The sequence below is a fragment of the Micromonospora sp. HM5-17 genome (assembly GCF_003762835.1).
Taxonomy (GTDB): Bacteria; Actinomycetota; Actinomycetes; order Mycobacteriales; family Micromonosporaceae; genus Plantactinospora.
In genome coordinates this window covers 73,404-99,111 of sequence record NZ_RJWA01000011.1, presented here as the reverse complement: position 1 = coordinate 99,111, position 25,708 = coordinate 73,404, and the positions used below count along the sequence as shown (strand labels likewise).

Here is a 25,708-nt window from a genome sequence, read left to right as displayed (position 1 = left end):
TCGCTTTCGGTAGAGGAAGGGGCCCTTCCTAACAGCGCCCATAGCACACCCCTCGGCAGTTCAGCAGGCTGTCCACAGCGCGCCGGATTGTCCACAACGCCGGCCATCAGGGCTGGCGACAGACGTACCCGACCGTCAACCTCGCCTGGTGACCACGTCTTCTGCGGCACCGACGGGGCCGATCGCGCCGACGACCACCATCGAGGTCCTCGCGATCCAGCAACAGCACATCGTGACCCGTGCCCAACTCCTCTCCGTCGGCATCGACGACATGTACATGTACCGGCAGACGCGACGCGGTCGCTGGCAGCGGGTACTGCCGGCGACGTACGCGCTCCTCACGGGCACCCTCACGGACGAACAGCGACGCATCGCCGCCGCGCTCTACGTCGGGCGGTCCGCGCAGCTCACCGGTCTGGCGGCGCTCGGGTGGTATGGCTTCCGTTATGCCCCGAAAGGGGAGAAGTTACGGCTGATTGTCCCGCATCAGACGCGGCGCACCTCCGCGGGGTACGTTCTGGTGTCGCGGACGCTCGCCTTGGACGCGTACGCCCGTGACGCCGGCTTCTACCAGGTCGTTTCCCCGGCCCGGGCGGCCGTCGACGCCGGTCGCGAGCTGACTGATCTCCGTACCGTCCGGGCGATTCTCGCCGAGGCGATCCAGCGCGACCTCACCGACCTGCCAACCCTTGATCGAGAGGTGGTGCGTGCCGGACGTAGTCGTACCGCCCTGGTCCGGAAGGCGTTCGAGGAGATCGTTCGGGGCGTACGGTCGTCTCCGGAGGCGGAGCTGCGGGAGTGTCTGTCGGCGAGCCGCCTGCTGCCGGAGATCCTCTGGAATCCCCAGCTCCTCGGCGCGGACCGATCGCGCCTGCCCACCCCGGACGGTTATCTGCCCGACGCCGCGCTGGCTCTTGAGGTGGACTCCCAGGAGTTCCACTTCGCCGCCGCCGACTGGCGGCGCACGATCGACCGACACAACGAGCTGAGCAGGCACGGCGTGTTGATCCTCCACTTCACCCCCAGCCAGATTCGACGGGAGCCGGCCCGGGTGCGACGGATCGTCGAGGACGCGTACGAGTCCCGCCGGGAATCTGGCGTGCGATGTGGGGTGGTGGTGGTGGTTGGACGTTAGGAAGGGCCCCTTCCTATACAAAAAGCGTTAGGAAGGGGCCCTTCCTTACACCTCAGCAGCCGGGGAGGCGTTCGATCAGGTAGCGCTCCACCTGGTCCAGGGATACCCGCTCCTGGGCCATGGTGTCCCGGTCCCGGACCGTGACCGCGTTGTCCTCCAGGGTGTCGAAGTCGACCGTGACGCAGTACGGCGTACCGATCTCGTCCTGCCGGCGGTAGCGGCGGCCGATCGCCTGCGAGTCGTCGAACTCGACGTTCCAGCGCTTCCGCAGGTCGGCGGCGAGGTCTCGCGCCTTCGGCGAGAGGGCGGGGTTGCGGGAGAGCGGCAGCACGGCGACCTTGACCGGAGCCAGCCGGGGGTCGAAACGGAGCACGGTGCGCTTGTCGACGCCGCCCTTGGTGTTCGGCGCCTCGTCCTCGTCGTACGCCTCGAGCAGGAAGGCGAGGACGGCCCGGGTCAGACCGGCGGCGGGCTCGATGACGTACGGCACCCACCGCTCGCCCTTCTCCTGGTCGAAGTAGGACAGGTCGACGCCGGAGTGCTTGCTGTGCGTGGAGAGGTCGAAGTCGGTCCGGTTCGCGATCCCCTCCAGCTCGGAGAACTCGCTGCCGCCGAACTGGAAGCGGTACTCGATGTCGACGGTCCGCTTCGAGTAGTGCGAGAGCTTCTCCTGGGGGTGCTCGTAGAACCGGAGGTTCTGCTCGGAGAGGCCGAGGTCGACGTACCAGTTCCAGCGTTCCCGCAGCCAGTACTCGTGCCACTCCTCGTCGGTGCCCGGCTCGACGAAGAACTCCATCTCCATCTGCTCGAACTCCCGCGTACGGAAGATGAAGTTGCCCGGAGTGATCTCGTTGCGGAACGACTTGCCGACCTGGGCGATGCCGAACGGCGGCTTCTTGCGGGCCGAGGCGGCCACGTTGTTGTAGTTGATGAAGATGCCCTGCGCGGTCTCCGGTCGCAGGTAGTGCAGGCCCTCGTCGCTCTCGACCGGGCCGAGGAAGGTCTTCATCAGGCCGTTGAACATCCGCGGCTGGGTGAAGGTGCCCTTGTTGCCGCAGTTCGGGCAGTTCAGCTCGGCGAGCGAGGCCGGCGGGTGGCCGTGCTTCTCCGCGTACGTCTCCTCCAGGTGGTCGGCCCGGAACCGCTTGTGGCAGGACTGGCACTCCGTCAGCGGGTCGACGAACGCGTCGAGGTGGCCGGACGCGGCCCAGACCTCAGGGGCGAGGATGACCGCCGAGTCCAGGCCGACGATGTCCTCCCGCTGCTGGACCATGGCGCGCCACCACTGCCGGCGTACGTTCTCCTTCAGCTCGACGCCGAGTGGGCCGTAGTCCCAGGCTGACCGGGTGCCTCCGTAGATCTCGCTGGACGGGAAGACGAAGCCGCGGCGCTTCGCGAGACTGACGACGGCGTCGATTCGGTCGGCTGGCATGGCTACCTCCTACACCGGCTGGCGGCCGGCGGGGACTGGATTGGGACAATCGGCGGACTACGGTCGAAAACGGTGGGCAGATCGCCGGGCTGGTCGCGGTTGCGCCCGGATCGGCACCCGTTGGCCCTATGATGCGGCCCACCCTCCGCCCAAGCCCAGCAGATTACTCCACCGTCCGGCGGCGCGGGCCGGCACCGCCCGCCGCCGGCCGCCGCCTATCGGAAGCCCTGGCCGCCCCCTATCGGAAGCCGCAGATGGTCAGCCCGTCGGACGGGTCCTGTTCGAGAACGGCCTGCAACCGCTCCTGGCCGCCCTGGACGTAGGTGACGTCCACCGGCACGCTCAGCTCGTTCAGCATCAGGTCGCCGACCCGGTACGAGGCGATCTCCGGCTCGGCGCTGACCCGACGGGCGAACTCGCTCGGCGACTCCCGCTGCTTGGCCGCGTCGCAGAGCAGGTTGTACGCCCGCCCGAACTGGTCCTGCTCGATCGCCTCGAAGTAGTCGCCGACCACCGCCTTGGCCTGCTCGTTGATCGCCTGGGTACTGCTGATCAACAGACCGATCAGGGCAGCCCCGCCACCGCCGCAGACCAGTGTCACGGCGAGCGCGGCGACCCCGATCCCGAGCCACAGTCGCATCGTGCGGCCCTCGGTGGGCGGCGCGGCGAACGGCGGCACGGCCCCGGGCCCGGGCGGTGGCTCGGGCACCCCCGGCGAGGAGCCAGCAGGCGGCGTGCCACCCGGTGGAGACCCAGCCGGAGGTGTGTCCCCCGGCGGGGACCCGGGCGGAGGTGTACCGCCCGGCGGTACCGGCGGCATGCCGCCCGGCGCCGGCGCGGTCGGCGACGCGCCGCCGGACGGCACCGCCAGCATCGGCGTGGCGCCGGCGGGTACCACCGGCGTCGTGGAAGCCGCCGAAGACGCGGCGGAAGCCACTGAAGGCGTCGCGGAAGCGGCCGAGGGCGACGGGGACACCGCCGCCGGCGGCGTGGATGCCACCGGGGGCGCCACGCCGGTGGACGGGACGGCCGGCATCGACGGAGTGGGGCCGCCGGGCGGTCCGGGAAGGGTCATGCCGGCAAGCGTAGTGCCCGACCTCTCACCGTCCGGGGTCAGCGGCCCGGTCGCTGTGGACGATGTCGACCTCGCCGCCCGGTTCGGCCCTGGCGAGGGTTTCGTACGCCGAGGGCTCGTCGAGCGCCTCGGCGAGCAGCGGGGTGGCGTGGACCCGGACGTCGAAGGCGCCAAGCGCCCGCCGGTAGGTGCCGACCGACTCCCACTCGGTGACCAGGCACCAGTGCCGGGGGTCGTCGAGCGCCCGCACGAGTTCACCCCGGCGGTACCCGGGCCGGGCCGCGAGGACGGCCAGCGCGGCGTGTGCCCGCGCGGTGAAGGCGGCGGCATCCTCCTCCGCCACCACGAACCGGTTCGTGACCAGCACCTGTACGCCTCCTCGCCGGAGCCACCGACCGGGTGCGGCGGCGGTGTCGTCGGCGACAGCACGCCGGCCGGGGCATCGAGATCTCGTAGAGTCTGTGGGATGCAGCGTACGCAGCGTGTCCTGCTGGCCCGCCTCGCCCGGGTGAATCCGACCACCGCGTTCCTCGCCGCGCTGGTCCTGGTGCTGGTCGCGTTCTTCGCGCCGGGCGTCGTCGGCGGCCTGCTGCTGCTGGCCCTCGCCGGCCTGCTCGGCTTCCTGTTGGCGATGACCTGGACGGTGCAGACACCGGGAGCACGGGCGGTCCGGCTGGTGATCCTCACGGTGCTGGTCGCGGTCGCGCTGTTGAAGATCGTCTGAGCGGGGACGGGGACCAACGATGCCCACGACACCGACCGGGTCTTCCGGCCCGACACCGACCGGGGTTGCTGGCCCGGCGCCGGCCGGACCCGGCCAGCCGGCGCGGACGTGACACCTTCTCATGCAAGCATGCGTTTTTGACAATCATTCTCATTACGGCGGAGAGTGGGGAACATGCTGATCCACTCCGCTCCCCGTGCCGCCGCGCTCGTCGCGGGCGGCCTCCTTGCCCTGGCCACCGCCACCGCCTGCGCCGGTGACGGATCCGGCGGCGACGACCCTGACCAGGTCGACGTCGTCGCCGCCTTCTATCCCCTCCAGTTCGTCGCCGAGCGGGTCGGCGGCGACGCCGTCCGGGTGACCAACCTGGTCAAGCCCGGGGCCGAGCCGCATGACCTCGAACTCAACCCGGGCCAGGTCGGCCAGGTGAGCGAGGCGGAGCTGGTGGTCTACCTCGCCGGCTTCCAGCCGAGTGTCGACGAGGCGGTCCAGCAGCAGGCCGGCGACCGCGCCTTCGACGTGGCGAGCGTGCAGCCGCTCCTGGACGCCACCGCCGGCGGGCACGTCCACGACGGCGAGGGTGCGGGTGCGGGCGAGGAGCACGAGGAGGCGGCCACCGGCGGCAAGGACCCGCACGTCTGGCTGGACCCCACCCGGCTGGCCACGATCGGCGACCGGCTCGCCGAACGGCTCGGCACCGTCGACCCGGACCGGGCCACCGACTACGCCGACCGGGCCCGGGCGCTGCGCGCCGACCTGGAGACGCTGGACCGGGAGTTCGCCCAGGGCCTCCGGAACTGCCAGCGGCGGGAACTGGTGACCAGCCACGCCGCCTTCGCCTACCTGGCGCAGCGGTACCAGCTGGAGCAGATCGGGATCACCGGACTGACCCCGGAGGACGAGCCGGCCGCCGGGCGGCTCGCCGAGGTGGCGGCCGAGGCGCGGGAGCACGGCGCCACGACGATCTTCTTCGAGACCCTGGTCAGCCCGAAGGTCGCCGAGACCATCGCCCGGGAGGTCGGCGCCAAGACCGCCGTACTCGATCCGGTGGAGGGCCTCCAGCCGGGCAGCACCGGGGACTACCTTTCGGTGATGCGCGAGAACCTGGCGACCCTCAGGACCGCACTGGGCTGCGCATGATCGAACGCGGTAGCACGACGTCGCGCATGATTGAACCCGGCAGCACGACAGCCACGACCGGACGCGACGAGGAGCGACCGTGACCGAATCCGTCATCACCGTCGAGCACGGGGCGGTCGCCTACGACGACCGCCCCGTGCTCCGGGACGTCTCGGTCCGGATCACACCCGGCGAGGTGGTCGCGGTGCTCGGTGCCAACGGCTCCGGCAAGTCCACCCTCGTCCGGGCGATCCTCGGCCTGGTGCCGCTGAACGCCGGCCGGGTCACCCTCTTCGGCACACCGCAGCGTCGGTTCCGGCAGTGGTGGCGGATCGGGTACGTCCCGCAGCGGCTCGGCGCGGGCAGCGGCGTACCGGCGACCGTGGCGGAGGTGGTCGCCTCGGGCCGGTTGGCCCGTCGGGGCGTCCTCCGGCCGGCCGGCGGCGCCGACCGGCGGGCGGTCGCCGAGGCGCTCCAGGCCGTCGGGCTGACCGAGCGGGCCGGCGACCCGGTGGTCACCCTCTCCGGTGGCCAGCAGCAGCGGACCCTGATCGCCCGGGCCCTGGCCGGGCAGCCGGAGCTGCTGGTCCTCGACGAGCCCACCGCCGGGGTCGACTCGGCCAGCCAGGACGCGTTCGCCGAGGCGCTGCGGGGGTTCGTCGCCGGCGGCAGGACGGTGCTGCTGGTCGCCCACGAGCTCGGGCCGCTCGCCCCGCTGATCACCCGGGCGGTGGTCGTACACGAGGGGACGATCGCGCACGACGGCGCGGTGCCGGAACCGGCCGGGCACCATGCGACGCCCGGGCACGAGCACGTCCACCCGCACGCACCGGACGAGTCGTCGGGGTTGTGGGGCTCGTGAGCGGGCGGACGGGGGTGCCAGACGTGAGCGGGTGGAGCGAGGAGGTGGCATGAGCCTGTTCCAGTACGACTTCATGATCCGCGCCCTGGTCGGGGCGCTCGTGATCGGGCTCACCGCCCCGGCGCTCGGGATCTACCTGGTGCAGCGCCGCATGTCCCTGATCGGCGATGGCGTCGGGCACATCGCGCTGACCGGGGTCGGGATCGGGCTGCTGCTCGACCGCTCCCCGGTGCTGATGGCGGTGCTGGTCTCGGCGGTCGCGGCGGTCGCCATCGAGCTGATCCGGGAACGCGGCCGCACCCCCGGTGACGTCGCGCTGGCACTGATGTTCTACGGCGGCATCGCCGGCGGGGTGATGCTGGTCGGGCTCTCCGGCAGCCGCAGCAACGCCAATCTGATGGCGTACCTCTTCGGGTCGCTGACCACGACGTCGCCGCAGGACCTGACGGTGATCGTGGTGCTGGCGGTGCTGGTGCTGGGCACCATGCTGGTGCTGCGCCCGGCGCTCTTCGCGATCTCGCACGACGAGGAGTACGCCCGGGTCTCCGGTCTGCCGGTGCGGGCGCTCAACCTGCTGCTCGCGGTGACCACCGCGGTGACCGTGACCATCTCGATGCGGGCGGTCGGGCTCCTGCTGGTCAGTGCCCTGATGGTGGTGCCGGTCGCCACCGCGCAGCTCTTCTCCCGGGGCTTCCTCGCGACCATGCTGGCCGCGATGGGGATCGGGCTGGTCGCCGCCGGCTCCGGCGTGTGGCTGGCCGGGACCATCGACACCGCCCTCGGTGCGACCATCGTGATCCTGGCGATCGGGATCTTCCTGGTGGTGGCGGTCGGGGCGGCGGCGCGGCGCGCGCTGGTCCGGCGGCGGGCGGTGCCGGCGGGGACGGCCGCGGCGGTCGAGCCGTGCGACGTGGTGCTGGAACCGGCGCCGACCTCCCCCACGCCGGCTCTTGACCTTGATGGACCCGACCATGCGGCGGTGCCCCGGTAGAATTGGTTACCGTTACGGGGTGACGAGCACGAACGCCTACGAGGCCTACGCCGGCGCCGGAGAGCTGCTTCGTGCCCTGTCCGCTCCGATCCGGCTCGCCATCGTCAGCGAGCTGGCCAACGGGGAACGCTGCGTGCACGAACTGGTCGAGCAGCTCGGCGCACCACAACCGCTGGTCTCCCAGCATCTGCGGGTGCTGCGCGGCGCCGGGGTGGTACGCGGATCGCGTCGCGGTCGGGAAATCGCGTACTCCTTGGTCGACGAGCACATCGCGCATATCGTGGCGGACGCGGTCAGCCACTCCGGGGAGGCCTCGTGAGTGCGCGGAGCAGGCCGGGTTCGCGAGCCGCGTGGCGACGGGCGCCAGAGGGGCTCGCGACCACGGCTCGGAGTAGGCACGCGGTCCGGCGCAGTGGGAGGACGAGATGACGACGGCAGGGGGCGGCACCGCGATCCGCAACACCCGGCAGCGCAGCGCGGTCAGCGCGTTGCTCGCCGAGGTCGACGGCTTCCACAGTGCCCAGGACCTCTACGCGATGCTGCGTAGCCGTGGCGAGCGGGTCGGCCTGACCACCGTCTACCGCACCCTCCAGGGGCTCGCCGACGCGGGCGAGATCGACGTGATGCGCCCGCCGGGCGGCGAGCACCTCTACCGCCGGTGCAGCGAGGGGCACCACCACCATCTGGTCTGCCGGGCCTGCGGCCGGACCGTCGAGGTGGAGGGACCCGCGGTGGAGAGCTGGGCCGAACGGGTCGCCGCCAAGCACGGGTTCCAGGACGTCAGCCACACGCTGGAGATCTTCGGCACCTGCCCCGACTGCCACGGTCGCTGACGTCAGCCGGCACCGAAGCACTGCCACGGTCGGTGACGTCAGCCGGCGCCGAAGCACTGCCACGGTCGGTGTGACGTCAGCCGGCGCCGAAGCAGACGAAGGCCGCCGCCGTGGCCAGGCCGCCGCCGCTGCCGGTGGCGACGAGCCGCTGCCGCGCGGCGGCGAGCGCGACCGACGGTGGGACGCCGTCCGCCATCCGGCGGTGCAGGTCGACCATGAGTTCGGTGGTCAGCTCCGCCGGCACCGGCAGCACGGTCGCGATCAGACTGCGGGCCCCGGCGGCGAGCAGCACGGCGGTGAAGCCCATCACCTCGTCGCCCGGTCGCACCCCGGAGAGCCCGGAGTCGCACGCCGAGAGCACCACGCAGCCCGGGGGCCTTGACAACCGCTCCCACTCGTACGCGGTCAGCGGCCCGTCGGCCAGCTCCAGGGTGGAGAAGAGCGGGTTGTCCGCCCGGAACGTCCCGTGCGCCGCCACGTGCGCCAGGCGGGCCCCGTCGAGCGCCGCGGTCACCGCGTCAGCGGTGGCGCTCGCCCCGATCAGCGGTTTGGCGTCCGGCAGCACCTCGTTGAGCAGGCGTACCTCGGTCTCGGCCGCGGGCAGCCGCGGCCCGGCGGCCAGCACCGGCGGCCCGTCCGGGGCGGTACGCCGCACCGCGTGCAGCCAGGCCGTCGCCGACGGCGCCACCGTGACCGGCCGGTCGGCGCAGGTCGGCAGGCCTGCCCAGGCGACGGCGTGCAGCGCCCCGATCGGCACCACCACCAGGGCACGGTCAGCCAGCCGGGACCGCAGCGGGCCGAACAGCTGCCGGTCCAGCATCGCCGCCGCGTGCCGGACGCCGGTGCGGGCGGACGGCGAGTCGCCGGTGACCACCAGCCGGCGCAGGCCGAACCGATGCAGCCGGGTCGCGTGCAGCGCCTCCGCGAGTGGGCCGAGGTCGTGCAGGGTCGCCCGGCCGTCCCGGACCAGTACCGCCCGAAGCCGCTCCCCGTGGGCGACGAGTTCCACCAGGACGGCCGGCCCGAGCTGCTCGGCCAGCCGGCGCACGCTCGGCGGCGCGACCAGGGTCCCCCGCCCGGGTACGCCCCGCGCCAGTTCCCGGATCCGCTGTTCCAGCCCCGCCTGGCGGCGGCGCAGCGCGTGCACCGGCCGCCCGGCCAGGAGCGCCTCCTCGAGCGCGGCGCTGACCATGCGGAGCTCGGCGAGGGCCGCGGCCAGTTCCGGATCCTGCGGCGGCAGCACGGCGCGGGTCCGCAGGGCGTTGGCCCGCCACCGTTCGGTCCAGGCCAGCACCTCGGCCGGAGCATCGGACCGGATCGCGATGTCCAGGCCCTCGGCGGCCAGTTCCTGCCCGTGTGCGCCACTGTGCGCCCGCAGCTCCGTGGCGCCGAGCGCGGCCCGGTGACCGTCGAGTACCGCCAGTCCGCGGCGTAGCGCCCGGGCACCGCCCCGCTCGTCGCCGGCGAGCCGCCGGGCCAGGGCGAGGGCGTACCAGCCCTGGACACGCCGGGAGGCGGTGCCCCGGTGACGTGCCCGGGCGGCGACCGCCAACAGCGCGGTCGCCTGGGCGGTGCGGCCCAGCTCGGCGGCGAGCCGGGCCGCCTCGATCCGGCTGGTCAGCGCCGGGTCCGGCCAGCCGGCCGCGTCGAGCTGGTTGGCGGTGCGGATCAGCGCGGCGAGCAGCACCGGGGACCGGATGCCCCGGCGTACCGCCGCGCGGAGCTCGACGTGGCGGGCGAACGCGGCCCAGGTCCGGCGTCCCTGACGGCGGAACCGGACCCGGGCCTGCGCCGCGGTCGCGGAGGCGGTCTCCGGGTCACCGGCGAGCAGGGCCGCCCGGGCCCGGGCGAGCAGCGCCTCGGCGAGGTCGGAGGCCATGCCCCGGCGGCGCAGCTCCCGGACGGCGGTGGCGGCCACCTCGACCGCCTCCTCGACCAACGGCACCGAGAGCAGCAGCTCGAACCGGTCGAGCAGCAGGGCCGGCCGGGGCACGTTGAGCCGGGCGTACTCCTCGGCCACCGCGGCGAACCGCCGCAGCGCCCCCGGTACGTCGCCGCCGTGACCGGCGGCGATGCCGATGTTCCACCGGGCGTCGGCGGCGGCCAGGTCCAGGCCGAGCCGCGCGAAGATCGAGGCGGCCCGCTGGAGGTCGTCGTCGGCGCCCGGGGCCGCGCCCCGGTACGCGTGCAGCAGCCCCCGGTTGTTCCGGGCCCGGGCCTCCAGCAGGAGGTCACCCTCGCGCTGGGCGATCTCGACGGCGATCGTGTAGTCCCGGGCCGCCTCCTCGAACTGGCCCCGGTAGTGCAGCACCACGCCCCGCTGCATCCGGGCCCGCCCCGCGTCGGCGCCGGAGAGCTTCGGCAGTGCGGCGGTGACCGCGGCCAGCGCGGCGGAGGTACGGCCGAGGTTGGCGAGTACGTAGCCCAGGCTCATCCGGGCCAGGGCCGCCACCCGGGGCGAGTCGGCGGCCCGGAGCGCCCGGCGCAGGTGCCGCAGCGCACCCGGGAGGTCGTTGAGTTCCCGCAGGGCCAGCCCGATGGCTCGCTCGGCGGTGGAGCACTCGTCCGGGTCGGCGCTGGTGGCGAGCACCCGCCGTGCGACGGCGATGGCCTCCCGGGGATAGCGCTGCACCGCGTCCAGGGCGGCCTGGGCGGTGGGCGCGGCGGAATCGCCCACGCCGTCGCCCATGCCGGACAGAATCTCCGACGAATGGCTTTGGGTCAAAATCCCCCTATCTCACCCGACCGCGGAAATTGCCTTCCCACGTCAGGTCGACACCGTACCAGCCATTGACAATTTACTATCAACGGAAAACAATCGCGCCAGCGGGAATGCTCCCACGACCAGCGGGGCGGATCGACCGGTGCCGTCGAATCGTGCACCGGCGCTGGCGGGCCGCCCGGCCACGCGTCCGCTGTTCTCCCGTCCGCTGGCCGCAGTTCCACCGACCATGTGGAGGACCGGTGCCGCCACCCGACCGTCCCGTCGTCCCCCGTCAGGACTCACCCGGTCCCGACGGTCGGCTGACCCGTCGCCGCCTCCTGGTGTGGTCCGCGCTGGCGGCCGCGACCCCGCTCGGCGCCGGACTGTGGCCGGCCCGGGCCGTCGCCGAGAGCGACGGCGACGCGTACCAGAGGGCGTTCCAGCAGGCGGTGGCGGCGGACCAGGACGTCCGGTGGTACGCCGAGCCGGGCCGGGAGTTTCTCTACCGCCCCCGGCAGCTCCTGGTGGCGAACCCGGACACCACCCGGGTGCTCGTCCGGCTGCGCGAGCAGGGCCACCAGGCCACCCCGGCCGGCAGCTTCGCCGGCGTCACCCGGCTGCGATTCGGCCAGGAGACCGACGTACCGGCGGTGGTCTCGGCGCTGCGCGACCCGCGGCAGTGGCCGAACCAGCCGGTCCCCCGGGTGCAGCCACACCACGTGGTGGTGGGGTTCGGCAACATCATGGGCAACCCGGGCAGTCCGCCCCGCGACGCCACCCCGCTGGCGCCGCCGGCCCCGACCCGGGCCGGCGAGGGCGCCGGGGTGACGGTGGGGATCTGCGACACCGGGATCTGGCGGCTCGCCGCCGACCGCCATCCCCAGTGGCTCGGCGGCAGCTACCTGCCACAGCTCGACGACGAGGACCCGCTCTACCTCTCGGCCGACATCCTCGCCCTCCAGGGTGGACACGGCACGTTCGTCGCCGGGGTGGTCCGGCAGGCGGCCCCCGGGGTGCGGCTCGACCCCGAGCCAGCGTTGGCGCACACCGGCCTGGGCGACGAGGAGATGCTGGTGCGGGCGTTGGCCGCCCTCGCTCCGGAGGTGTCGGTGGTCAACCTCTCGCTGGGCTGCTTCACCCAGGACGACCAGCCGTCCCTGCCGCTGGCGCAGGCCCTCGCCGCCCGGCCGAGCGGGAGCGTCGTGGTGGCGGCGGCGGGCAACGCCGGGACCAGCCGGCCGGCCTGGCCGGCGGCGTTCCCCGACGTCCTGGCGGTGAGCGCGGTCAGCCCGGGGCAGTCAGGCCCGGTGCCGGCGCCGTACAGCGGATTCGGCAGCTGGGTGGACGCCTGCGCGGTGGGCGAGCGGACCAGCACGTACGTCGACGGACGGCTGGTGCTGCCCGGCCTCCCCACCCGGTTGTTCACCGGCTTCGCGGCCTGGGCCGGGACCTCGTTCGCCGCGGCGCACGTCTCCGGCCGACTGGCCGCGCTGATGACCACCGCCGGGCTGGACGCCGAGGCCGCCCGCGCGGCGCTGCTCGCCGCCCCCCGCTGGCATCCCGACTACGGGGTGCTCGTTGACTGAGCGTCCCGGGTGGGCGGTCGGACAGGACGGCGGGGCGGACCAACCGGACCGGCCGGTGGCCGTGCTCGTCTCCGCCGCCAGCCGCGGCGACGAGCACGCCTGGGCGGAGCTCGTCCGCCGCCACACGCCGCTGGTGCTGGCGGTGATCCGGGCACACCGTCTGGACCGCGCCGACGCCGCGGACGTCAACCAGACCGTCTGGCTGCGCCTGGTCGAGCACCTGGGCCGAGTCCGCGAACCGGCGGCCCTCGCCGCCTGGCTGATCACCACCACGCGGCGCGAGTGCTACCGGCTGCTGCGCGCCGGGCGGCGTACCCGGCCGTTCGACCCGCACGACGAGACGGTCGAGGCACACCGAGCGCTCTTCCGGTCGGCGGACGTCGCCGCCCCGGACGAGGACCTGCTGCGAACGGAACGTCGGCAGGCGCTGCGGGCGGGCTTCGCCCAGCTCCCGACGCGCTGCCGCGAGCTGCTCGCCCTGCTCGTCGCCGATCCCCCGCTCCGCTACCGGGAGATCGCCGAACGGCTCGGCATGCCGATCGGCAGCATCGGCCCGTCCCAGGCACGATGCCTGCGCAAGCTGCGCGAGTCGCCCGCGCTCGCGCCGTTCGTACGACCGGACCGGGACACTGTCGAGGGAAGCGGAGGTGACCGGGATGGGGCCGTGGCCGCCAACCGATGACGACGCCCTGCTCCGGGAGCTGGGCGTCGCGCTGCGGGAGGGGGAACCGCCGGTGGCGGAGCTCCTCGCCGCCGGGTACGCGGCGTTCAGCTGGCGGACCGTGGACGCCGAGCTGACCGTCGCGGAGCTGGTCTTCGACTCGGCCTGCGACGCCGCGCCCACCGGGCTCACCCGGTCCACCGACTCCGCCCGGACCCTGACCTTCCGGGCCGGCGAGGTCGTCGTCGAGATCGAGGTGACCGACGCGGGCGTCGTCGGCCAGCTCTCCCCGGCCCGGCGCGGCCGGGTGGTGGCCCGGAGCGCCCGCGGCGCGTACGCGGAGGCAGCCGCGGACGAGGTGGGCTTCTTCTCGTTGGGCGCGCCGCCGCCCGGCCCGGTGCGGCTGCACGCGTGGACCGAGGAGTACGCGGTGGCGACGGCCTGGGTCCCACTCCGCTGACCCCGTCCCGTCCCGGCCGCCTGACCTCGGGTCCCGTCCCGGCCACCGCCGTCCGCGGCCCCGGTCCCGCCACCGCCAACCGCCGGGCCGGGCCGCGCACGCCGCGCCCCGCCTGATCCGGTCGCGCGCACCGCGCCGGTCCTGGTCCGCGCGAGCGCACCCCGCCCGGTCCGATCGCGCACACCGGGCTGGTCTGACCGGGCGCGCCCGCTGCCTCGCCTCGGCGCGCCCGGGTCGCCGCACCGCCTTGTGACGACGCACAAGAGAATCGTCGGACCCGGTTGATACACGTGGCCGAGTCATTGTTGCGGCCCACGTTCCGCCGCATTCGTGAATTACTCCCTCCCCGGCAAACGGGGCACGATCGACAATCGAAAAAATCGCTCTCTTCATTGTCTCCGGCCGCCGACATACAGTGTTTTCGCCGGCCACGAAAACGCGCTCCGCCCATTCCGGCACCACGGTTTCCGTTAGCGAAGGGAACTCGATGACCAGCACAGCTCCCCGCCCGTGCCGTTCGGCCGCGCGGCTGTTCGTCGGCGCCGCGCAGGCGACGCCGATGACCGCCACACGGGCCCGGTCGTCGACCCGACGAGCGACATTTTCGTCACGCTGCGAAATCCAGATCTGTCCGGGCCGGGCTCACCACCGACACTCTCCGCGTTTACCACACCACGGTTGGTGGCCCGCGGAACGTCGGCGGTGAGCGCCACCATCACCTCGGCACAGCGCCAACGGGGGACGGCGGGCCGGGCGCGTGGGGGTGCCCGGCCCGCCGCTGTCCGGAACGGACCTCGCCCACCCGGCGTGGTACCCGGGCCGGACGCGAAACCATGTCATGCTCGTCGCGCGACGGCCCTCACCACCGTCGGCGATGACACGACACACCCCGAGGAGACGCGTGACCGACGTACCAGACACCCCCGGTAGCTTCCCGCGCCGACCGCTCGGCTCGACCGGCCTGCTGGTCACTCCGGTCTGTATCGGCGGCGGCCCACTCGGCAGCATGCCAGACCTCTTCGGGTACGACGTCAGCGCCGAACGCGGCACCGAGACGGCGCTCGCCGCGCTCACCGGCCCGTTCAACTTCCTCGACACCGCCGCCGGCTACAGCGACGGGGAGAGTGAACGGCGCATCGGCGCGGCGCTGCGGCGGATCGGCGGCGTACCGGAGGGCTTCGTCCTCGCCACCAAGGTGGACCGAGACCTGCGCACCGGCGACTTCTCCGGCGCGCAGATGCGCCGCTCCGTCGCCGGCAGCCTGGAACGGCTCGGCCTCGACCGGCTGCCGCTGGTCTATCTCCACGATCCCGAACACATCAGCTTCGAGGCGGGAATGGCGCCGGGCGGGCCGGTGGAGGCCCTGCTGGAGTTGCAGCGCGAGGGCGTGATCACACACCTCGGCGTGGCCGGCGGGCCGGTCGCGCTGATGGCCCGGTACCTGCGTACCGGACACTTCTCGGCGCTGATCACGCACAATCGCTGGACCCTCGTCGACCGCTCCGCGGGAGACCTGATCGACGAGGCGGTCTCGCTCGGCGTCGGCGTCGTCAACGCGGCGCCGTTCGGCAGCGGCATCCTGGCCAAGGGTCCCGACCGGTTCAGCAGGTACGCCTACCGCCAGGCCGACGAGGAGGTCCTGCGCCGGATCCGGGCCATGACGGAGGCGTGTGCCGCACACGGCGTACCGCTGGCCGCGGCGGCGCTCCAGTTCTCGCTCCGCGACCCGCGGATCACCTCCACCATCGTCGGGGTCTCCCGCCCGGAGCGGATCGCCGAGACCGCCCGGCTCGCCACCTGGGAGATTCCCGACGAGTTGTGGGAGACCCTCACCCCGCTCGCCGCGCCCCGACGGTTCTGGCTGTATTGAGCGGAACCCTGCGGGACGCCGGGGCTCAGGAGGCGGGCGGGACGCGGCGACGGACGTCCTCGGCGGTCGACGGGCCGGGCTGCCAGGTGGCTACCCAGGGTCGGTCGGCGGGCGGGGTGACGATGCCGTCCTCGAGGAAGGCGTACCGGCCGGCGAGGATCCGCGTCGCCGCCCGCCCGTCGACATGGTCGGTGTTCTCCCACAGCGCCCGGAACAGCGCGGTGACCCGCACCTCGGCCTGGCGGCAGAAGAGGTCGGCCAGCTCGACGCCCTCCGGCCGGCTCTGGCGTTCGGCGTGCGCCCGGACGCAGACCGCCGCCATGGCGAACAGCTCGGCGCCGATGTCGACCACCCGGCCGAGGAACGCCTGCTTCCGCTCCAGCCTCCCCTGCCACCGGGACATCCCGTAGAACGTCGAACGGGCCAGCCGGCGGCAGGCCCGTTCGACGTGGCGCAGGTGGCCGGCGAGCGGACCGTACTCGGCGTACCCGGCCGGGTTCTGGCCACGGCCGACCGTCAGGGTCGGCAGCCACCTCGCGTAGAAGGCGCCGGCCCGGGCCCCCGCCCGGACCTTGCGGCCCAGCTCCGCCGCCGGGTCGATGAGGTCGCCGGCGACCGAGAGGTGGGCGTCGACCGCCTCCCGGGCGATCAGCAGGTGCATGATCTCGGTCGAGCCCTCGAAGATCCGGTTGATCCGCAGATCCCGCAGGAGCTGCTCGACCGCGACCGGCCGCTCGCCCCGGGCCGCCAGCGACTCGGCGGTTTCGTAGCCGCGCCCGCCCCGGATCTGGATCAGCTCGTCCGCGATTCGCCAGGCCATCTCGCTGGCGTAGAGCTTGACCAGCGCCGCCTCGATCCGGATGTCGTTGCGGTCGTCGTCGGCGAGGAGGCAGCAGAGCTCGAGCATGGTCTCCATGCCGTACGTCGTGGCGGCGATGAAGGCGAGCTTGGTCGCCACCGCCTCGTGCTCGCCGACCGGCCGTCCCCACTGGACCCGCTCGGCCGCCCAGCCCCGGGCCACGTGCAGCGCCCACTTGCCGGCCCCGACGCACATCGCCGGTAGCGAGAGGCGGCCCGTGTTCAACGTGCTCAACGCGACCTTCAGACCGCGGCCCTCGCCGCGATGACGTTCTCCGCCGGGACGAAGACGTCGTGGAACCGGGTGACGCTGTTCTCCAGCCCACGCAGGCCGAGGAAGGCGTTGCGCCGCTCGACGGTGATCCCGGGTGAGTCGGCCTCGACCACGAAGGCGGTGATCCCGCCGCGCCGGTCGGCGCTCGTCGGGACCCGGGCCATCACCACCAGCAGGTTCGCCACGGTGCCGTTGGTGGCCCAGAGCTTGACGCCGTTGAGCCGGTAGCCGGTGCCGTCCTCGGTCGGCTCGGCGGTGCTGGCCAGGCGGGCAGGGTCGGAGCCGACGTCCGGTTCGGTGAGCAGGAACGCCGAGACCTCACCGGCGGCGAGCCGGGGTAGGAAGCGCCGCTTCTGCTCCTCGGTGCCGAACATCTTGAGCGGTTGCGGCACCCCGATCGACTGGTGCGCCGACAGCAGCGCCCCGATCGCGGGGTTCACCGAGCTGGCCAGCATCAGCGCCCGACAGTAGTGCAGGTTGGACAGCCCGAGGCCGCCGTACCGCTCGTCGATCTTCATCCCGAAGGCGCCGAGCCGGGCGAGCCCCTGGAACACCTCGTCGGGGATGCGGGCGTCCCGCTCGATCGCGGCACCGTCCACCTCGGTCCGGACGTACGCGTCGAGCCTCCCGAGGAACTCCTCGGCCCTGGCCGCCTGGTTCTGGTCGGGGCGCGGCCAGGGTGCGATCAGGTCGAGACGCAACCGGCCGAGGAACAGCTCCCTGCCGAAGCTCGGCTTTCCCCACTCGGCCTCCCGGGCCGCCTCGGCGACCTGCCGGGCCTCTCGCTCCGAGACCTGGCCGCCCTCGGCCGGCAGCGGGCCCACTCCGTCCGGTGTGTGCTCGGTCGTGGTCACGGCAACCCTCCTGGGATGTGCGGAGGGACCCTATGCCATCGCCGCGAGTGGCGGAGAGCCCCGCTCACTGCCGACAACCGGTAGGACGCGCGGCGCTCACCACCGGTAGGGCCAACGCTACTCCGCATTGTTACCCAGTGGTAGCCTCAGCGAGGCCCGGAGTCACCGACCGGCAGCCACGGGCACCGGCCCACCCCGGCCGCCGGACCGCGGAATCCTGCCCGGCCCGGGGTGGCGGCCCGAGCGGCCTCAGCCGAGAGCGGCCGAGGGGCACGCCGCCGTACCGGGCCGGAGCGACCGCGGAAGCGGTGCCGACGCCGACCGGTGCGGACCGGTGACGGGCTCGGGCCGGCCGATCAGCGATCCCTGCGCGAAGTCCACACCGTACGTCCGGAGCAGGTCGAGGGTGGCAGCGTCGCGGACGTGTCCGGCCGCGGTCCGGATCCCGAGTTCGCGGCAGATCTCCACGTACGACCGCACCAGGAGCTGGTGCGGTCGGGAGGAGGGAAGCCCGACGATGAGCCCGCCGTCGATCTTCACCAGATCCAGCGGCAGATAGGTGAGGAGGCTGAGCGGGGCCGGTCCGGCGCCGAAGTCGTCGAGCGCGAGGTGGCAACCGATCTTCCGCAGCCCGTACGCGAAGTTCACCGCCTCGGTCGGGTCGCCGGTCAGCGCGGTCTCGGTGATCTCGAAGGTGAGCTGGGCCGGGTCCACGTCGTACTCCCGAAGCCGGTGTTGCAGGTGTTCCAGCAGGTCCGCGTCGGCGAGGAAACGGGCCGAGAGGTTCACCTGGTAGTGCGACGTGCGGGCGCCCCGGGCGACCAGCTCGACGACGTGGTCGACGACCCGGCGGTCGACCAGCTCGTCGCCCTCCGGCATGCCGGGGTCACGGTGCTGCCCTCCGCAACCGTCGACCAGTCGGGGCAGGATCTCCTGCCGGGTGATCTGGTTCACCCGCAGGTCGAGGATCGGCTGGGTGTCCAGGGTGACGAGGTTGGTGCTCCGCCACTCGCGGGTCCGGCTCCGCCCGTCCGCCGGCGCCTCCCCGGTCCTGGCCGGCTCCTCCAGCACCACGCAGTCCAGGTCCGCGGCGCGGGCCCGCCGCCACGCGGTCTCGGCGTCGAGCAGCAGGTCGAACCCGGGGCGGCCACCCCGGCCGGGGTACCGGACCAGCCCCGCCCAGGCGTCGAGGCGGAGCCGGGTCCGGCCGAGCACGAACGGCTGGCGCCGGATGCCCGCGACGACCGTCTCGGCGATCGCCCGGGCCGCGCCGAGGGTGGTCCGGTGCAGCAGGATTCCGAACTCGCCGGGGGCGGTGACGCCGCAGACGTCCCCGTGCCGTACGGCCCGACGGACCACGGCGCCGACGGCGGCGACCAGCAGGTCGTGGTCCTCGACGCCGGCGCCGACGTGCCCGGTGGTGGCGATGCCGCCGAGCCGGCTGGTCAGCTCGCCGTCGCCCGGACCGTCCGCCCCGGGCCTGGCCGTGTCGGGGGCGGCCGACTCGACCGCCACCACCAGGAGTACGCCGGACCCGTCCCGCCGGGCGGCGTCGATCTCGTCGACGAAGCGGGGCCGGTCGAGCAGCCCGTTGACCGGCTCCCGTCCGGTGAGTCCGGTCTGGAGGGTCTCGCGGCGCCGGGACAGCCGGGCCCGCTCCTGCCGGGCCAGCTCCGCCTCGGTGACGTCCTGGCCGGTGGCGACGATCCCGCAGGGACGCTCGTTCCGGTCGACGACAACCTCGACGAGGCAGTGCACGAAGCGGATGGCGTTGTCCGGCCGGATCACCCGGACCGTCGTCTCCCGAACCGACTCCGCCCGCCAGGCGGACTCGACGGTCCGGCGGACCTCGGCGGCGTCGTCCGGGTGAACCAGCCGGGTGAGGAGCTCGAGCGACGGCCGGACGGTGCCGGGCGGGTACCCGAAGATCAGGGACATCTCGTCCGACCAGCGCAGTTCACCGGTCTCCCGGTTCCAGCGCAGCGTGCCCAGTTTGGCCAACTGGGCCGCCCGGCTGATCCGGGCCGCCTCGTCGAGGTCCCCGGCCAGCGGGTCGCGGACGTCGACGTCGCTGCTCACGTCGAGGCCCGCGGAGACGGCTCGCTGGTACTCCTGCTGCACCCGGCGGGTCGCCCGACGGGCGCGCGCCCGTTCCAGCTCGCTCAGGCCGCGGTCGGCGGCCAGGGCGAGCAGGTCGTCGAGGTTCATCCCCGTCCCCGCCCGACGCCCGGGTCCACCCCGTCCCGCCGCGCGAGTTCCTCGAGCCGGCGTCGCGCCTCATGCCGGTAGCTGCGCACCGTCTGGTACGCGATGCCGAGCACCCGGGCAATCTCGTGGTCGGACCAGCCGTCCAGCGCGAGGGTGAAGACCTCGGCCTGTCGGGGCGGCAATTGCCGCAGCCAGCCCCGGAGCAGGTGCCGGGCGGCCGCGGCGGTGACCGGCAGCTCGCCGCCCACGCCGGCGGGATGGCCGAGCCCGCCGCCCACCCCGGCCGGGTCGCCGAGCCCGCCGTCCGCCGCCGCGGCGCCGTGCCGGGTCGGTGTGGCGAGGCACGGCAGCGGCTCGTCCGGTTCGGACGCCGTCTCCGGCCGGCCCCGGTGCCGGGCCATCCACAGACGGTAGCGGGCGGTCTGGTACACCCAGGCCAGCGGCTTCTCGTAGCCGCGGATCTGCTCCCACCGCGCCCGGGCGGTGACGAACGCCTCCTGGACGGCGTCCTCGACCAGCCCGTGGTCCGGGCACTGGTGCAACAGGAAGCGCTCGACCAGGATGAAGTTTTGCTGGCAGAACTCCTCGAAGCTCGCGTCCAACCCCGCCTGTCCCCGGTCCCCCAGCCGGGTGCCGGCAGCGGCCCGCGCCGTCGCCTCGTCGCCGCCCCTCACGCTGTCCTACCCCCGTTGATGCCGAGCCCCGTGCCCCCGATCGGGCTCGCTACCGCTGCCGCCGGCCGCCCGGCGCGCAACCCCCCCTGCAGGTGATTCATCTTCGCCTCTCGCCTCGTGTCGGTGCCGTTCTCTGTATAACTCTCAGTCAATGACGACGACGTGGTGGGCGACGCGCGGAGGGCAGGATCGCGATGATCGAACAGACGTCGCCTAGCTGCGGCACATCGCATAAGCGGTCAATGTAGAAAGGCGGAACGGACGAAAGCAAATACTGTCCAGTATGGATCGCGGAGCGTAACAGTTTGGTCCCGGATTCGACGCCGGTCCGACGCGGGTTCGGGCAGGTCGGAGCCGGCGTCCGGACAGGTCGGATCCCGGTGGACGGCTCCGCGGGGCGACCGGGTCTGTCGGGACCGGCGGCGACTCGACGGATGGCCGGACCGACCGGTCCGGCGGGGGCGGACCGGTCTCGTGCCGCGACCGCTCAGGCACCCACGACCTCGTCCCGGCCCGGGAACCCGTCGTCGCCGTCGTCCTCCTCGGGCTCGCCCCAGTTGCGCCGCAGGAACGGCAGCCCGACCCAGAAGGTCAGGAACCAGGCCGCCGCCAGCGCGGTGAGCAGGAACGCCAGCGGACGCGGCAGGATGACATCGGTGATCAGCAGCACGGAGCTGACCATCGCGACCAGCATGAACGCCAGCCCTCCGGTGGCCATGGCGTGCGCGAACCGGACCAGCTCCGGCTTGCGGCCCCGCCGGAACAGCGCCCGGTGGAAGGCGACCGGCGAGATGATCAGCGCGGTCGCCGCCGCGGCGGCGAGCAGGGCAACGACGTACGTGTCCTTCTGGAACTGGCTGGCCCGGGAAAACCCACTGCTGAAGGGGAGGGTGAGCAGGAAGGCAAAGAGAATCTGCACCCCGGTCTGGGCCACCCGCAGTTCCTGGAGCAGGTCGGCGAAGTTGCGCTGCCAGCGTTGCTTCTCGGTCTCCGCGCTCACCCGCCACCTCCTGCTCCCGCCCGGGCCGTCAGCCGCCGGTGCGGAGCAGTGTGCCCCGCACCGGCGCGACCGAAACACGGGTTCGGCTCGGGAGCGTTCGTCCGTGACGTCCGCGTTCTTCCACGGGATCCGGTTCCTCGGCGGGGACGGCCCGGGGTAGCGTCCGGGCCGGTCCCGGCCGGCGGGTCACGACGATGACGTACGGGCTCGGCCTCCGCTGCCCGTCGGGGTCACGCCCCCCGCCGGATCCGTCCGGCGTACCGCTCCTCCAGCACCCTGTTGTGTTCGTCCCCGGCCGGGATGTTCGCGGAGAGGTAGACCGGCGGGGTCTCACCCGCCTCGATCATCCGGGCCACCACCTCGATGGTGATCTGCTGGGCGAGCAGCGCGGCGGTGATCGACGAGACGGCGCCGACCGCCCCGCCACCGGGCAGCGGCAGGGCCGCGTCGCCGTACGGGGCGCCGTTGTCGAGCACGACATCGGCGAGATCACTCAGCTTGCGTCCGGAGGGATGCCGGGACTCCACCCCGGCCGAGTGCTCCGCCGAGGTGATCGCGATCAGCGGGTGTCCGCGCTCCTTGACCAGCGTGGCGAACTCGACGATGGTGCCGTTGACCCCGGAGTTGGAGGCGATCACGAAGATGTCCGGCTCCCGCACCGGGGCCAGGTCCAGCAGCCGCCGAGCCACCGTCGGGTCGCGCTCCAGGGTCGGTCCGAGGATGTCGACCGGCTCCCCGCCGTACAGCACGAGGTCACGCAGGGCGATCCGGTTCGTCGGGACCAGTCCACCCGCCCGGCCGGCGATCTCCATCGAGAGCGCCTCGGAGTGGCCGGTGCCGAACGCGTGCACCACACCACCGGCCCGGAGCGCCGCGGTGACCAGATCGGCGGCCCGCCGTACGTTGTCCCGTTGGCTCGCCGCGACCCGTGCCATCGTCGCGGTCACGACTTCCAGGTAGTCCTCGGCGCTGGGTGTCACCTGTCCTCCGATCCCTCTCTGCGATCCGTCCGGCCCGCCGAGGATGCCACGGCCCTGGTCGGGACCGCCGGTCCCCGGCCCACGGTCAGGTCCCGGACGGTGATCCGCATGACCGAAGCCTAACCGTGGCTATCGGCCGGCGCTGATCCGGTGCTAGCGTTCGCGAAACAACTACACATCCGACAGGGGAGCGCACAGCGCTGAGAGTGCGGACGGACCTCCGCAGACCCTCGAACCTGATCTGGGTAATGCCAGCGCAGGGAGTTCGGTCGAGTCTCCAGCCGCGCCGCGGTCCGGGTACCAGCCCGGACGGCGGCGTGCGTTTCGCCCCTGGATCGCCCAGCGACTGGGAGGCACCTCATGAGTCAGTCCACCACCGCCCGATGGCGCACCGTCGACATCGTCGTCGCCTCGGTCGTCGCGGTCGCGTTCGGCGTCATCTTCTGGGCCTGGAACCTGGTCTGGAGCGCCACCGAAGGGCTGTTCACGTTCTTTCCGCCGGCCCAGGCGGTCATCTACGGCGTCTGGCTGCTGCCGGGCGTACTCGGCGGCCTCGTGATCCGCAAGCCGGGCGCGGCGTCGTACACCGAGTTCCTCGCCGCCCTCGTCTCGGTGCTGCTCGGCAGCCAGTGGGGCACGGTCGCGATCCTCCAGGGGCTCTGCCAGGGAGTCGGCGCCGAACTGGCCTTCCTGGCCACCGGCTACCGCGCCTTCCGGCTGCCGGTGGCGGTCCTCTCCGGCACCCTGGCCGGACTCGCCGCCGCCCTCTTCGACCAGTGGCGGTACTACTCCGAGTACGACCTCGCCTCGTTCCGGCTGCCGGTCCTCCTCCTCACGGTGGTCAGCTCGGCGGTCGTCGCCGGTGCCGGCGGGTGGGCGCTGACCCGGGCGCTGACCCAGACGGGTGTCCTGGACCGCTTCCCGGCCGGCCGCGAGCGGACCGCGATCTGAGCCTCGTCGACCCATGGAAGCGTCCGCCCGCACCGCCGGCCGGGTCGGTGACAACCCCGTGATCGACGCCGGGAGGGGGCGGGGATGAGCGCGGTCGAGCTGCGGGGGTTCGGGTGGCGGCACGCCGGTCGCCGGGCCTGGGCGCTCCGCGACGTCGACCTGCGGATCGAGCACGGCGAGCGGGTCCTGCTGCTCGGCGCCTCCGGGGCCGGGAAGAGCACCCTGCTGGCGGCGCTGGCCGGGCTTCTCGCCGAGGACTCCGGCGAACAGGCCGGCATCGTCGAGATCGACGGGCTGGACCCCCGCAAGGCCCGGGAACGGGTCGGCATCGTCTTCCAGGACCCCCAGACCCAGCTGGTGATGGCCCGGGCCGGGGACGACGTGGCGTTCGGACTCGAGAACCGGGGGGTGCCGGTGGCCGAGATCTGGCCCCGAGTCCGCGAGGCGCTGGCGCGGGTCGGCTTCCCGTACGACCTCCAACGACCCACCGCCGCCCTCTCCGGCGGCGAGCAGCAGCGGCTCGCCCTGGCCGGGGCGCTCGCGCTGCGGCCGGGCCTGCTGCTGCTCGACGAGCCGACCGCCAACCTCGACCCGGCCGGTGCGGCGCTGGTCCGGACGGCGATCCACGCCGCCGTGGACGCCGACACCACGCTGATCCTGGTCGAACACCGGGTCGCGGAGGCCCTGCCCCTGGTCGACCGGGTCGTCGTCCTCGAACCGGGGGGCGGGGTCCGGGCCGACGGCCCGCCCGCCACGGTCTTCGCCGTGCACGGCGCGGAGCTGGTCGACGCCGGGGTCTGGGTGCCGGGTCCGCCGCCGGCACCGCGCCGGGCGGCGTCGCCCCCGGGCGAGGTGCTGCTCACCGCCGACCGGCTCGGCCTGCCGCCCCGGCTGGCGCCGACGGACCTGACGGTACGCGCCGGCGAGGCACTCGCCGTCCTCGGACCGAACGGCGCCGGAAAGTCGACGCTGGCCCTGCTCCTCGGCGGCCTGCTCAGACCTGGTACCGGCCGGCTCGCCGCGACCCCGGCCCTGGCCGGCCGGCATGCGGAGCGGCCGCCACACCGGTGGCGGGCCCCGGTGCTGGCGCGGCGGATCGGCTCCGTCTTCCAGAACCCGGAACACCAGTTCGTCGCCGCCACGGTCCGGGCGGAGCTGGCGCTCGGTCCGGCCCGGACCGGCCGGAGCGCGGCCGAGATCGCCACCATCGTGGACGACCTGCTGGCGCGGCTCCGGCTCGACCGGTTGGCGGACGCCAACCCGTACACCCTCTCCGGCGGGCAGGCGCGGCGGCTCAGCGTGGCAACGGCGCTCGCCAGCGCACCCCGGCTGGTGATCCTGGACGAACCGACCTTCGGCCAGGACCGCCGCACCTGGTGGGAGCTGGTCGACCTGCTCGCCGGGCTGCGGGACGCCGGGCACGGGATCGTCACCGTCACCCACGACGCCGACTTCGTCGCCGCGCTCGCCGACCGGACGCTCTGGCTCGGCGGACGGCCGGACGGGGGGCCGGCGTGATCCCGTACGCCCCGGTCGCCGCGCCCGCCGCCCCGCTGGCCCGACGCAACCCGGTGGCCAAGCTCGCCGCCGCGCTGCTCTTCTCGCTGCCGCTGCTGGCCACCCTCGATCCGGTCGTACCGGCCCTGGCGATCGCGGTGGAGCTGGCGGTGGCGCCGCTCTTCGGCGTCCCGTACCGGCTGCTGGCCCGCCGGGCCTGGCCGCTGCTGCTCAGCGCGCTCGGCATCCTCGTCACCCTGACGCTCTTCGCCGCCGAGCGGACCGGCGATCCGCTGGTCGCGGCCGGACCGCTGGTGGTCACCACCGGGGTGCTCGGCACCGGCCTGGGACTGGGGCTCCGGCTGCTCGCGGTGGCGCTCCCCGGCGTCCTGGTCTTCGCCACCACCGACCCGACGGATCTCGCCGACGCGCTGGTGCAGAACGCGAAGGCGTCGCCCCGGTTCGCGATCGGGGCGCTGGCCGCGTTCCGGCTGGTGCCGCTGCTCGCCGAGGAGTGGCGAATGATCAGCATGGCGCGCCGGGCCCGGGGCGTCGACGCCGGACGACATCCCGTGGCCCGGCTGCGGATCTTCGGCTCGACGGCGTTCGCGCTCCTGGTCGGGGCGATCCGCCGGGGCACCCGGTTGGCCACCGCGATGGACGCCCGGGGCTTCGACTCCGGCGTCCCGCGCACCTCGGCCCGCCGGCAGCGCTTCACCCGGGCGGACACCGCCCTGCTCGTCGGGGCGGTGCTGGTGGCCGCCGGGATCCTCGTGACCAGCGTGGCCCTCGGCACCTACCGGCCGCTGATCCGCTGACCCGGCCGCGACACGACGAGCCCGCGCCGCGCGGACGCGGACACGACGAGCCCGCGCCGCGCGGACGCGGACACGACGAGGGAGCGCCACGCTGACCCGGCCGCGACGACGGAGCGCGCCCTGCCCGGCCTCAGGTCGGGCC

At 73.7% G+C, this 25,708-nt stretch carries 22 protein-coding genes, 1 pseudogene and 1 riboswitch; of the genes and pseudogenes, 14 read left to right on the top strand and 9 right to left on the bottom strand.

Going from position 1 to position 25,708, the window contains the following annotated elements:
• The first annotated feature begins 148 nt into the window (after window positions 1-148).
• A complete protein-coding gene (locus tag EF879_RS24285; protein ID WP_233604716.1) occupies window positions 149-1,135 on the top strand; it encodes a type IV toxin-antitoxin system AbiEi family antitoxin domain-containing protein in 987 nt (328 codons plus the stop codon).
• A 52-nt stretch (window positions 1,136-1,187) separates the two neighbouring features.
• On the opposite strand, the gene EF879_RS24280 is transcribed toward EF879_RS24285, so the two are convergent.
• From EF879_RS24280 to EF879_RS24270, 3 genes are all read right to left on the bottom strand, one after another.
• Window positions 1,188-2,567, bottom strand: coding sequence for a glycine--tRNA ligase (locus EF879_RS24280; protein ID WP_123562494.1), 1,380 nt, complete (start codon window positions 2,565-2,567; stop codon window positions 1,188-1,190).
• Window positions 2,568-2,805: 238 nt separating this feature from the next.
• The gene (locus tag EF879_RS24275) at window positions 2,806-3,276 is read right to left on the bottom strand and encodes a hypothetical protein (RefSeq protein ID WP_123562492.1); all 471 of its coding nucleotides are present in this window, start codon (window positions 3,274-3,276) and stop codon (window positions 2,806-2,808) included.
• 391 nt (window positions 3,277-3,667) lie between these two features.
• Window positions 3,668-4,009, bottom strand: a complete 342-nt coding sequence (locus tag EF879_RS24270) for an antibiotic biosynthesis monooxygenase (RefSeq protein WP_123562490.1) — start codon at window positions 4,007-4,009, stop codon at window positions 3,668-3,670.
• A gap of 99 nt (window positions 4,010-4,108) precedes the next feature.
• Between EF879_RS24270 and EF879_RS24265 the strand changes: the two genes are divergently transcribed.
• The 6 genes from EF879_RS24265 to EF879_RS24240 all read left to right on the top strand — a co-directional run bounded on the left by EF879_RS24265 (window position 4,109) and on the right by EF879_RS24240 (window position 8,171).
• A complete protein-coding gene (locus EF879_RS24265) occupies window positions 4,109-4,366 on the top strand; it encodes a hypothetical protein (RefSeq protein ID WP_123562488.1) in 258 nt (85 codons plus the stop codon).
• 174 nt (window positions 4,367-4,540) lie between these two features.
• Window positions 4,541-5,506 (top strand): metal ABC transporter substrate-binding protein, encoded by a 966-nt coding sequence (locus EF879_RS24260; RefSeq protein WP_123562486.1) that lies wholly within the window; start codon window positions 4,541-4,543, stop codon window positions 5,504-5,506.
• Between the two features lie 79 nt (window positions 5,507-5,585).
• Entirely contained in the window at window positions 5,586-6,347 is a 762-nt protein-coding gene (locus EF879_RS24255) for a metal ABC transporter ATP-binding protein (RefSeq protein WP_123562484.1), read from the top strand.
• A 49-nt stretch (window positions 6,348-6,396) separates the two neighbouring features.
• A complete protein-coding gene (locus EF879_RS24250; protein ID WP_123562482.1) occupies window positions 6,397-7,338 on the top strand; it encodes a metal ABC transporter permease in 942 nt (313 codons plus the stop codon).
• Complete coding sequence (locus EF879_RS24245; RefSeq protein ID WP_370375555.1) at window positions 7,319-7,657, top strand: ArsR/SmtB family transcription factor; 339 nt, start codon at window positions 7,319-7,321, stop codon at window positions 7,655-7,657. The genes EF879_RS24250 and EF879_RS24245 overlap by 20 nt, the downstream gene beginning before the upstream one ends.
• 106 nt (window positions 7,658-7,763) lie before the next feature.
• Window positions 7,764-8,171 carry a Fur family transcriptional regulator gene (locus EF879_RS24240; protein WP_123562478.1) on the top strand — a complete coding sequence of 136 codons (408 nt, stop codon included), beginning with the start codon at window positions 7,764-7,766 and terminating at the stop codon, window positions 8,169-8,171.
• Between the two features lie 76 nt (window positions 8,172-8,247).
• Here EF879_RS24240 and EF879_RS24235 read toward each other — a convergent pair whose 3' ends face one another.
• Complete coding sequence (locus EF879_RS24235) at window positions 8,248-10,860, bottom strand: CHAT domain-containing protein (protein ID WP_123562476.1); 2,613 nt, start codon at window positions 10,858-10,860, stop codon at window positions 8,248-8,250.
• Between the two features lie 275 nt (window positions 10,861-11,135).
• On the opposite strand from EF879_RS24235, the gene EF879_RS24230 reads away from it, so the two are divergent.
• The 4 genes from EF879_RS24230 to EF879_RS24215 all read left to right on the top strand — a co-directional run bounded on the left by EF879_RS24230 (window position 11,136) and on the right by EF879_RS24215 (window position 15,452).
• Window positions 11,136-12,461, top strand: coding sequence for a S8/S53 family peptidase (locus EF879_RS24230; protein ID WP_233604715.1), 1,326 nt, complete (start codon window positions 11,136-11,138; stop codon window positions 12,459-12,461).
• Complete coding sequence (locus EF879_RS24225; protein WP_233604714.1) at window positions 12,454-13,143, top strand: RNA polymerase sigma factor; 690 nt, start codon at window positions 12,454-12,456, stop codon at window positions 13,141-13,143. Before EF879_RS24230 ends, EF879_RS24225 begins: the two co-directional genes overlap by 8 nt.
• The gene (locus EF879_RS24220; RefSeq protein ID WP_123562543.1) at window positions 13,118-13,582 is read left to right on the top strand and encodes a hypothetical protein; all 465 of its coding nucleotides are present in this window, start codon (window positions 13,118-13,120) and stop codon (window positions 13,580-13,582) included. Before EF879_RS24225 ends, EF879_RS24220 begins: the two co-directional genes overlap by 26 nt.
• 901 nt (window positions 13,583-14,483) lie before the next feature.
• Entirely contained in the window at window positions 14,484-15,452 is a 969-nt protein-coding gene (locus tag EF879_RS24215; RefSeq protein WP_233604713.1) for an aldo/keto reductase, read from the top strand.
• Between the two features lie 25 nt (window positions 15,453-15,477).
• Here the strand turns inward: EF879_RS24215 and EF879_RS24210 are convergent.
• The 5 genes and pseudogenes from EF879_RS24210 to EF879_RS24190 form a co-directional block, all read right to left on the bottom strand.
• A pseudogene (locus EF879_RS24210) lies at window positions 15,478-17,438 on the bottom strand (acyl-CoA dehydrogenase family protein).
• Between the two features lie 249 nt (window positions 17,439-17,687).
• Window positions 17,688-19,646 (bottom strand): EAL domain-containing protein, encoded by a 1,959-nt coding sequence (locus EF879_RS24205; protein WP_123562469.1) that lies wholly within the window; start codon window positions 19,644-19,646, stop codon window positions 17,688-17,690.
• Window positions 19,643-20,320, bottom strand: coding sequence for an RNA polymerase sigma factor (locus tag EF879_RS24200; protein WP_123562467.1), 678 nt, complete (start codon window positions 20,318-20,320; stop codon window positions 19,643-19,645). The genes EF879_RS24205 and EF879_RS24200 overlap by 4 nt, the downstream gene beginning before the upstream one ends.
• Window positions 20,321-20,807: 487 nt before the next feature.
• A complete protein-coding gene (locus tag EF879_RS24195) occupies window positions 20,808-21,320 on the bottom strand; it encodes a DUF6328 family protein (protein ID WP_123562465.1) in 513 nt (170 codons plus the stop codon).
• Window positions 21,321-21,550: 230 nt separating this feature from the next.
• Window positions 21,551-22,300 carry a sugar isomerase domain-containing protein gene (locus EF879_RS24190; RefSeq protein WP_123562463.1) on the bottom strand — a complete coding sequence of 250 codons (750 nt, stop codon included), beginning with the start codon at window positions 22,298-22,300 and terminating at the stop codon, window positions 21,551-21,553.
• Between the two features lie 174 nt (window positions 22,301-22,474).
• Window positions 22,475-22,581: riboswitch (TPP riboswitch) on the top strand.
• 79 nt (window positions 22,582-22,660) lie between these two features.
• Here EF879_RS24190 and EF879_RS24185 point away from each other — a divergent pair.
• From EF879_RS24185 to EF879_RS24175, 3 genes are all read left to right on the top strand, one after another.
• Window positions 22,661-23,251: an ECF transporter S component gene (locus tag EF879_RS24185; protein ID WP_123562461.1), complete on the top strand. Its 591-nt coding sequence runs from the start codon at window positions 22,661-22,663 to the stop codon at window positions 23,249-23,251.
• 84 nt (window positions 23,252-23,335) lie between these two features.
• Complete coding sequence (locus EF879_RS24180) at window positions 23,336-24,769, top strand: ABC transporter ATP-binding protein (protein ID WP_123562459.1); 1,434 nt, start codon at window positions 23,336-23,338, stop codon at window positions 24,767-24,769.
• Window positions 24,766-25,566 (top strand): energy-coupling factor transporter transmembrane protein EcfT, encoded by an 801-nt coding sequence (locus tag EF879_RS24175; protein ID WP_123562457.1) that lies wholly within the window; start codon window positions 24,766-24,768, stop codon window positions 25,564-25,566. The genes EF879_RS24180 and EF879_RS24175 overlap by 4 nt, the downstream gene beginning before the upstream one ends.
• Window positions 25,567-25,708 lie beyond the last annotated feature (142 nt).

Bases quoted from the DNA above. Each gene is read 5' to 3' on its own strand.
- EF879_RS24280 (WP_123562494.1), bottom strand. From the start codon at position 2,567: ATGCCAGCCGACCGAATCGACGCCGTCGTCAGTCTCGCGAAGCGCCGC.
- EF879_RS24265 (WP_123562488.1), top strand. From the start codon at position 4,109: ATGCAGCGTACGCAGCGTGTCCTGCTGGCCCGCCTCGCCCGGGTGAAT.
- EF879_RS24260 (WP_123562486.1), top strand. From the start codon at position 4,541: ATGCTGATCCACTCCGCTCCCCGTGCCGCCGCGCTCGTCGCGGGCGGC.
- EF879_RS24250 (WP_123562482.1), top strand. From the start codon at position 6,397: ATGAGCCTGTTCCAGTACGACTTCATGATCCGCGCCCTGGTCGGGGCG.
- EF879_RS24245 (WP_370375555.1), top strand. From the start codon at position 7,319: ATGCGGCGGTGCCCCGGTAGAATTGGTTACCGTTACGGGGTGACGAGC.
- EF879_RS24240 (WP_123562478.1), top strand. From the start codon at position 7,764: ATGACGACGGCAGGGGGCGGCACCGCGATCCGCAACACCCGGCAGCGC.
- EF879_RS24235 (WP_123562476.1), bottom strand. From the start codon at position 10,860: ATGGGCGACGGCGTGGGCGATTCCGCCGCGCCCACCGCCCAGGCCGCC.
- EF879_RS24220 (WP_123562543.1), top strand. From the start codon at position 13,118: ATGGGGCCGTGGCCGCCAACCGATGACGACGCCCTGCTCCGGGAGCTG.
- EF879_RS24205 (WP_123562469.1), bottom strand. From the start codon at position 19,646: ATGAACCTCGACGACCTGCTCGCCCTGGCCGCCGACCGCGGCCTGAGC.
- EF879_RS24185 (WP_123562461.1), top strand. From the start codon at position 22,661: ATGAGTCAGTCCACCACCGCCCGATGGCGCACCGTCGACATCGTCGTC.
- EF879_RS24180 (WP_123562459.1), top strand. From the start codon at position 23,336: ATGAGCGCGGTCGAGCTGCGGGGGTTCGGGTGGCGGCACGCCGGTCGC.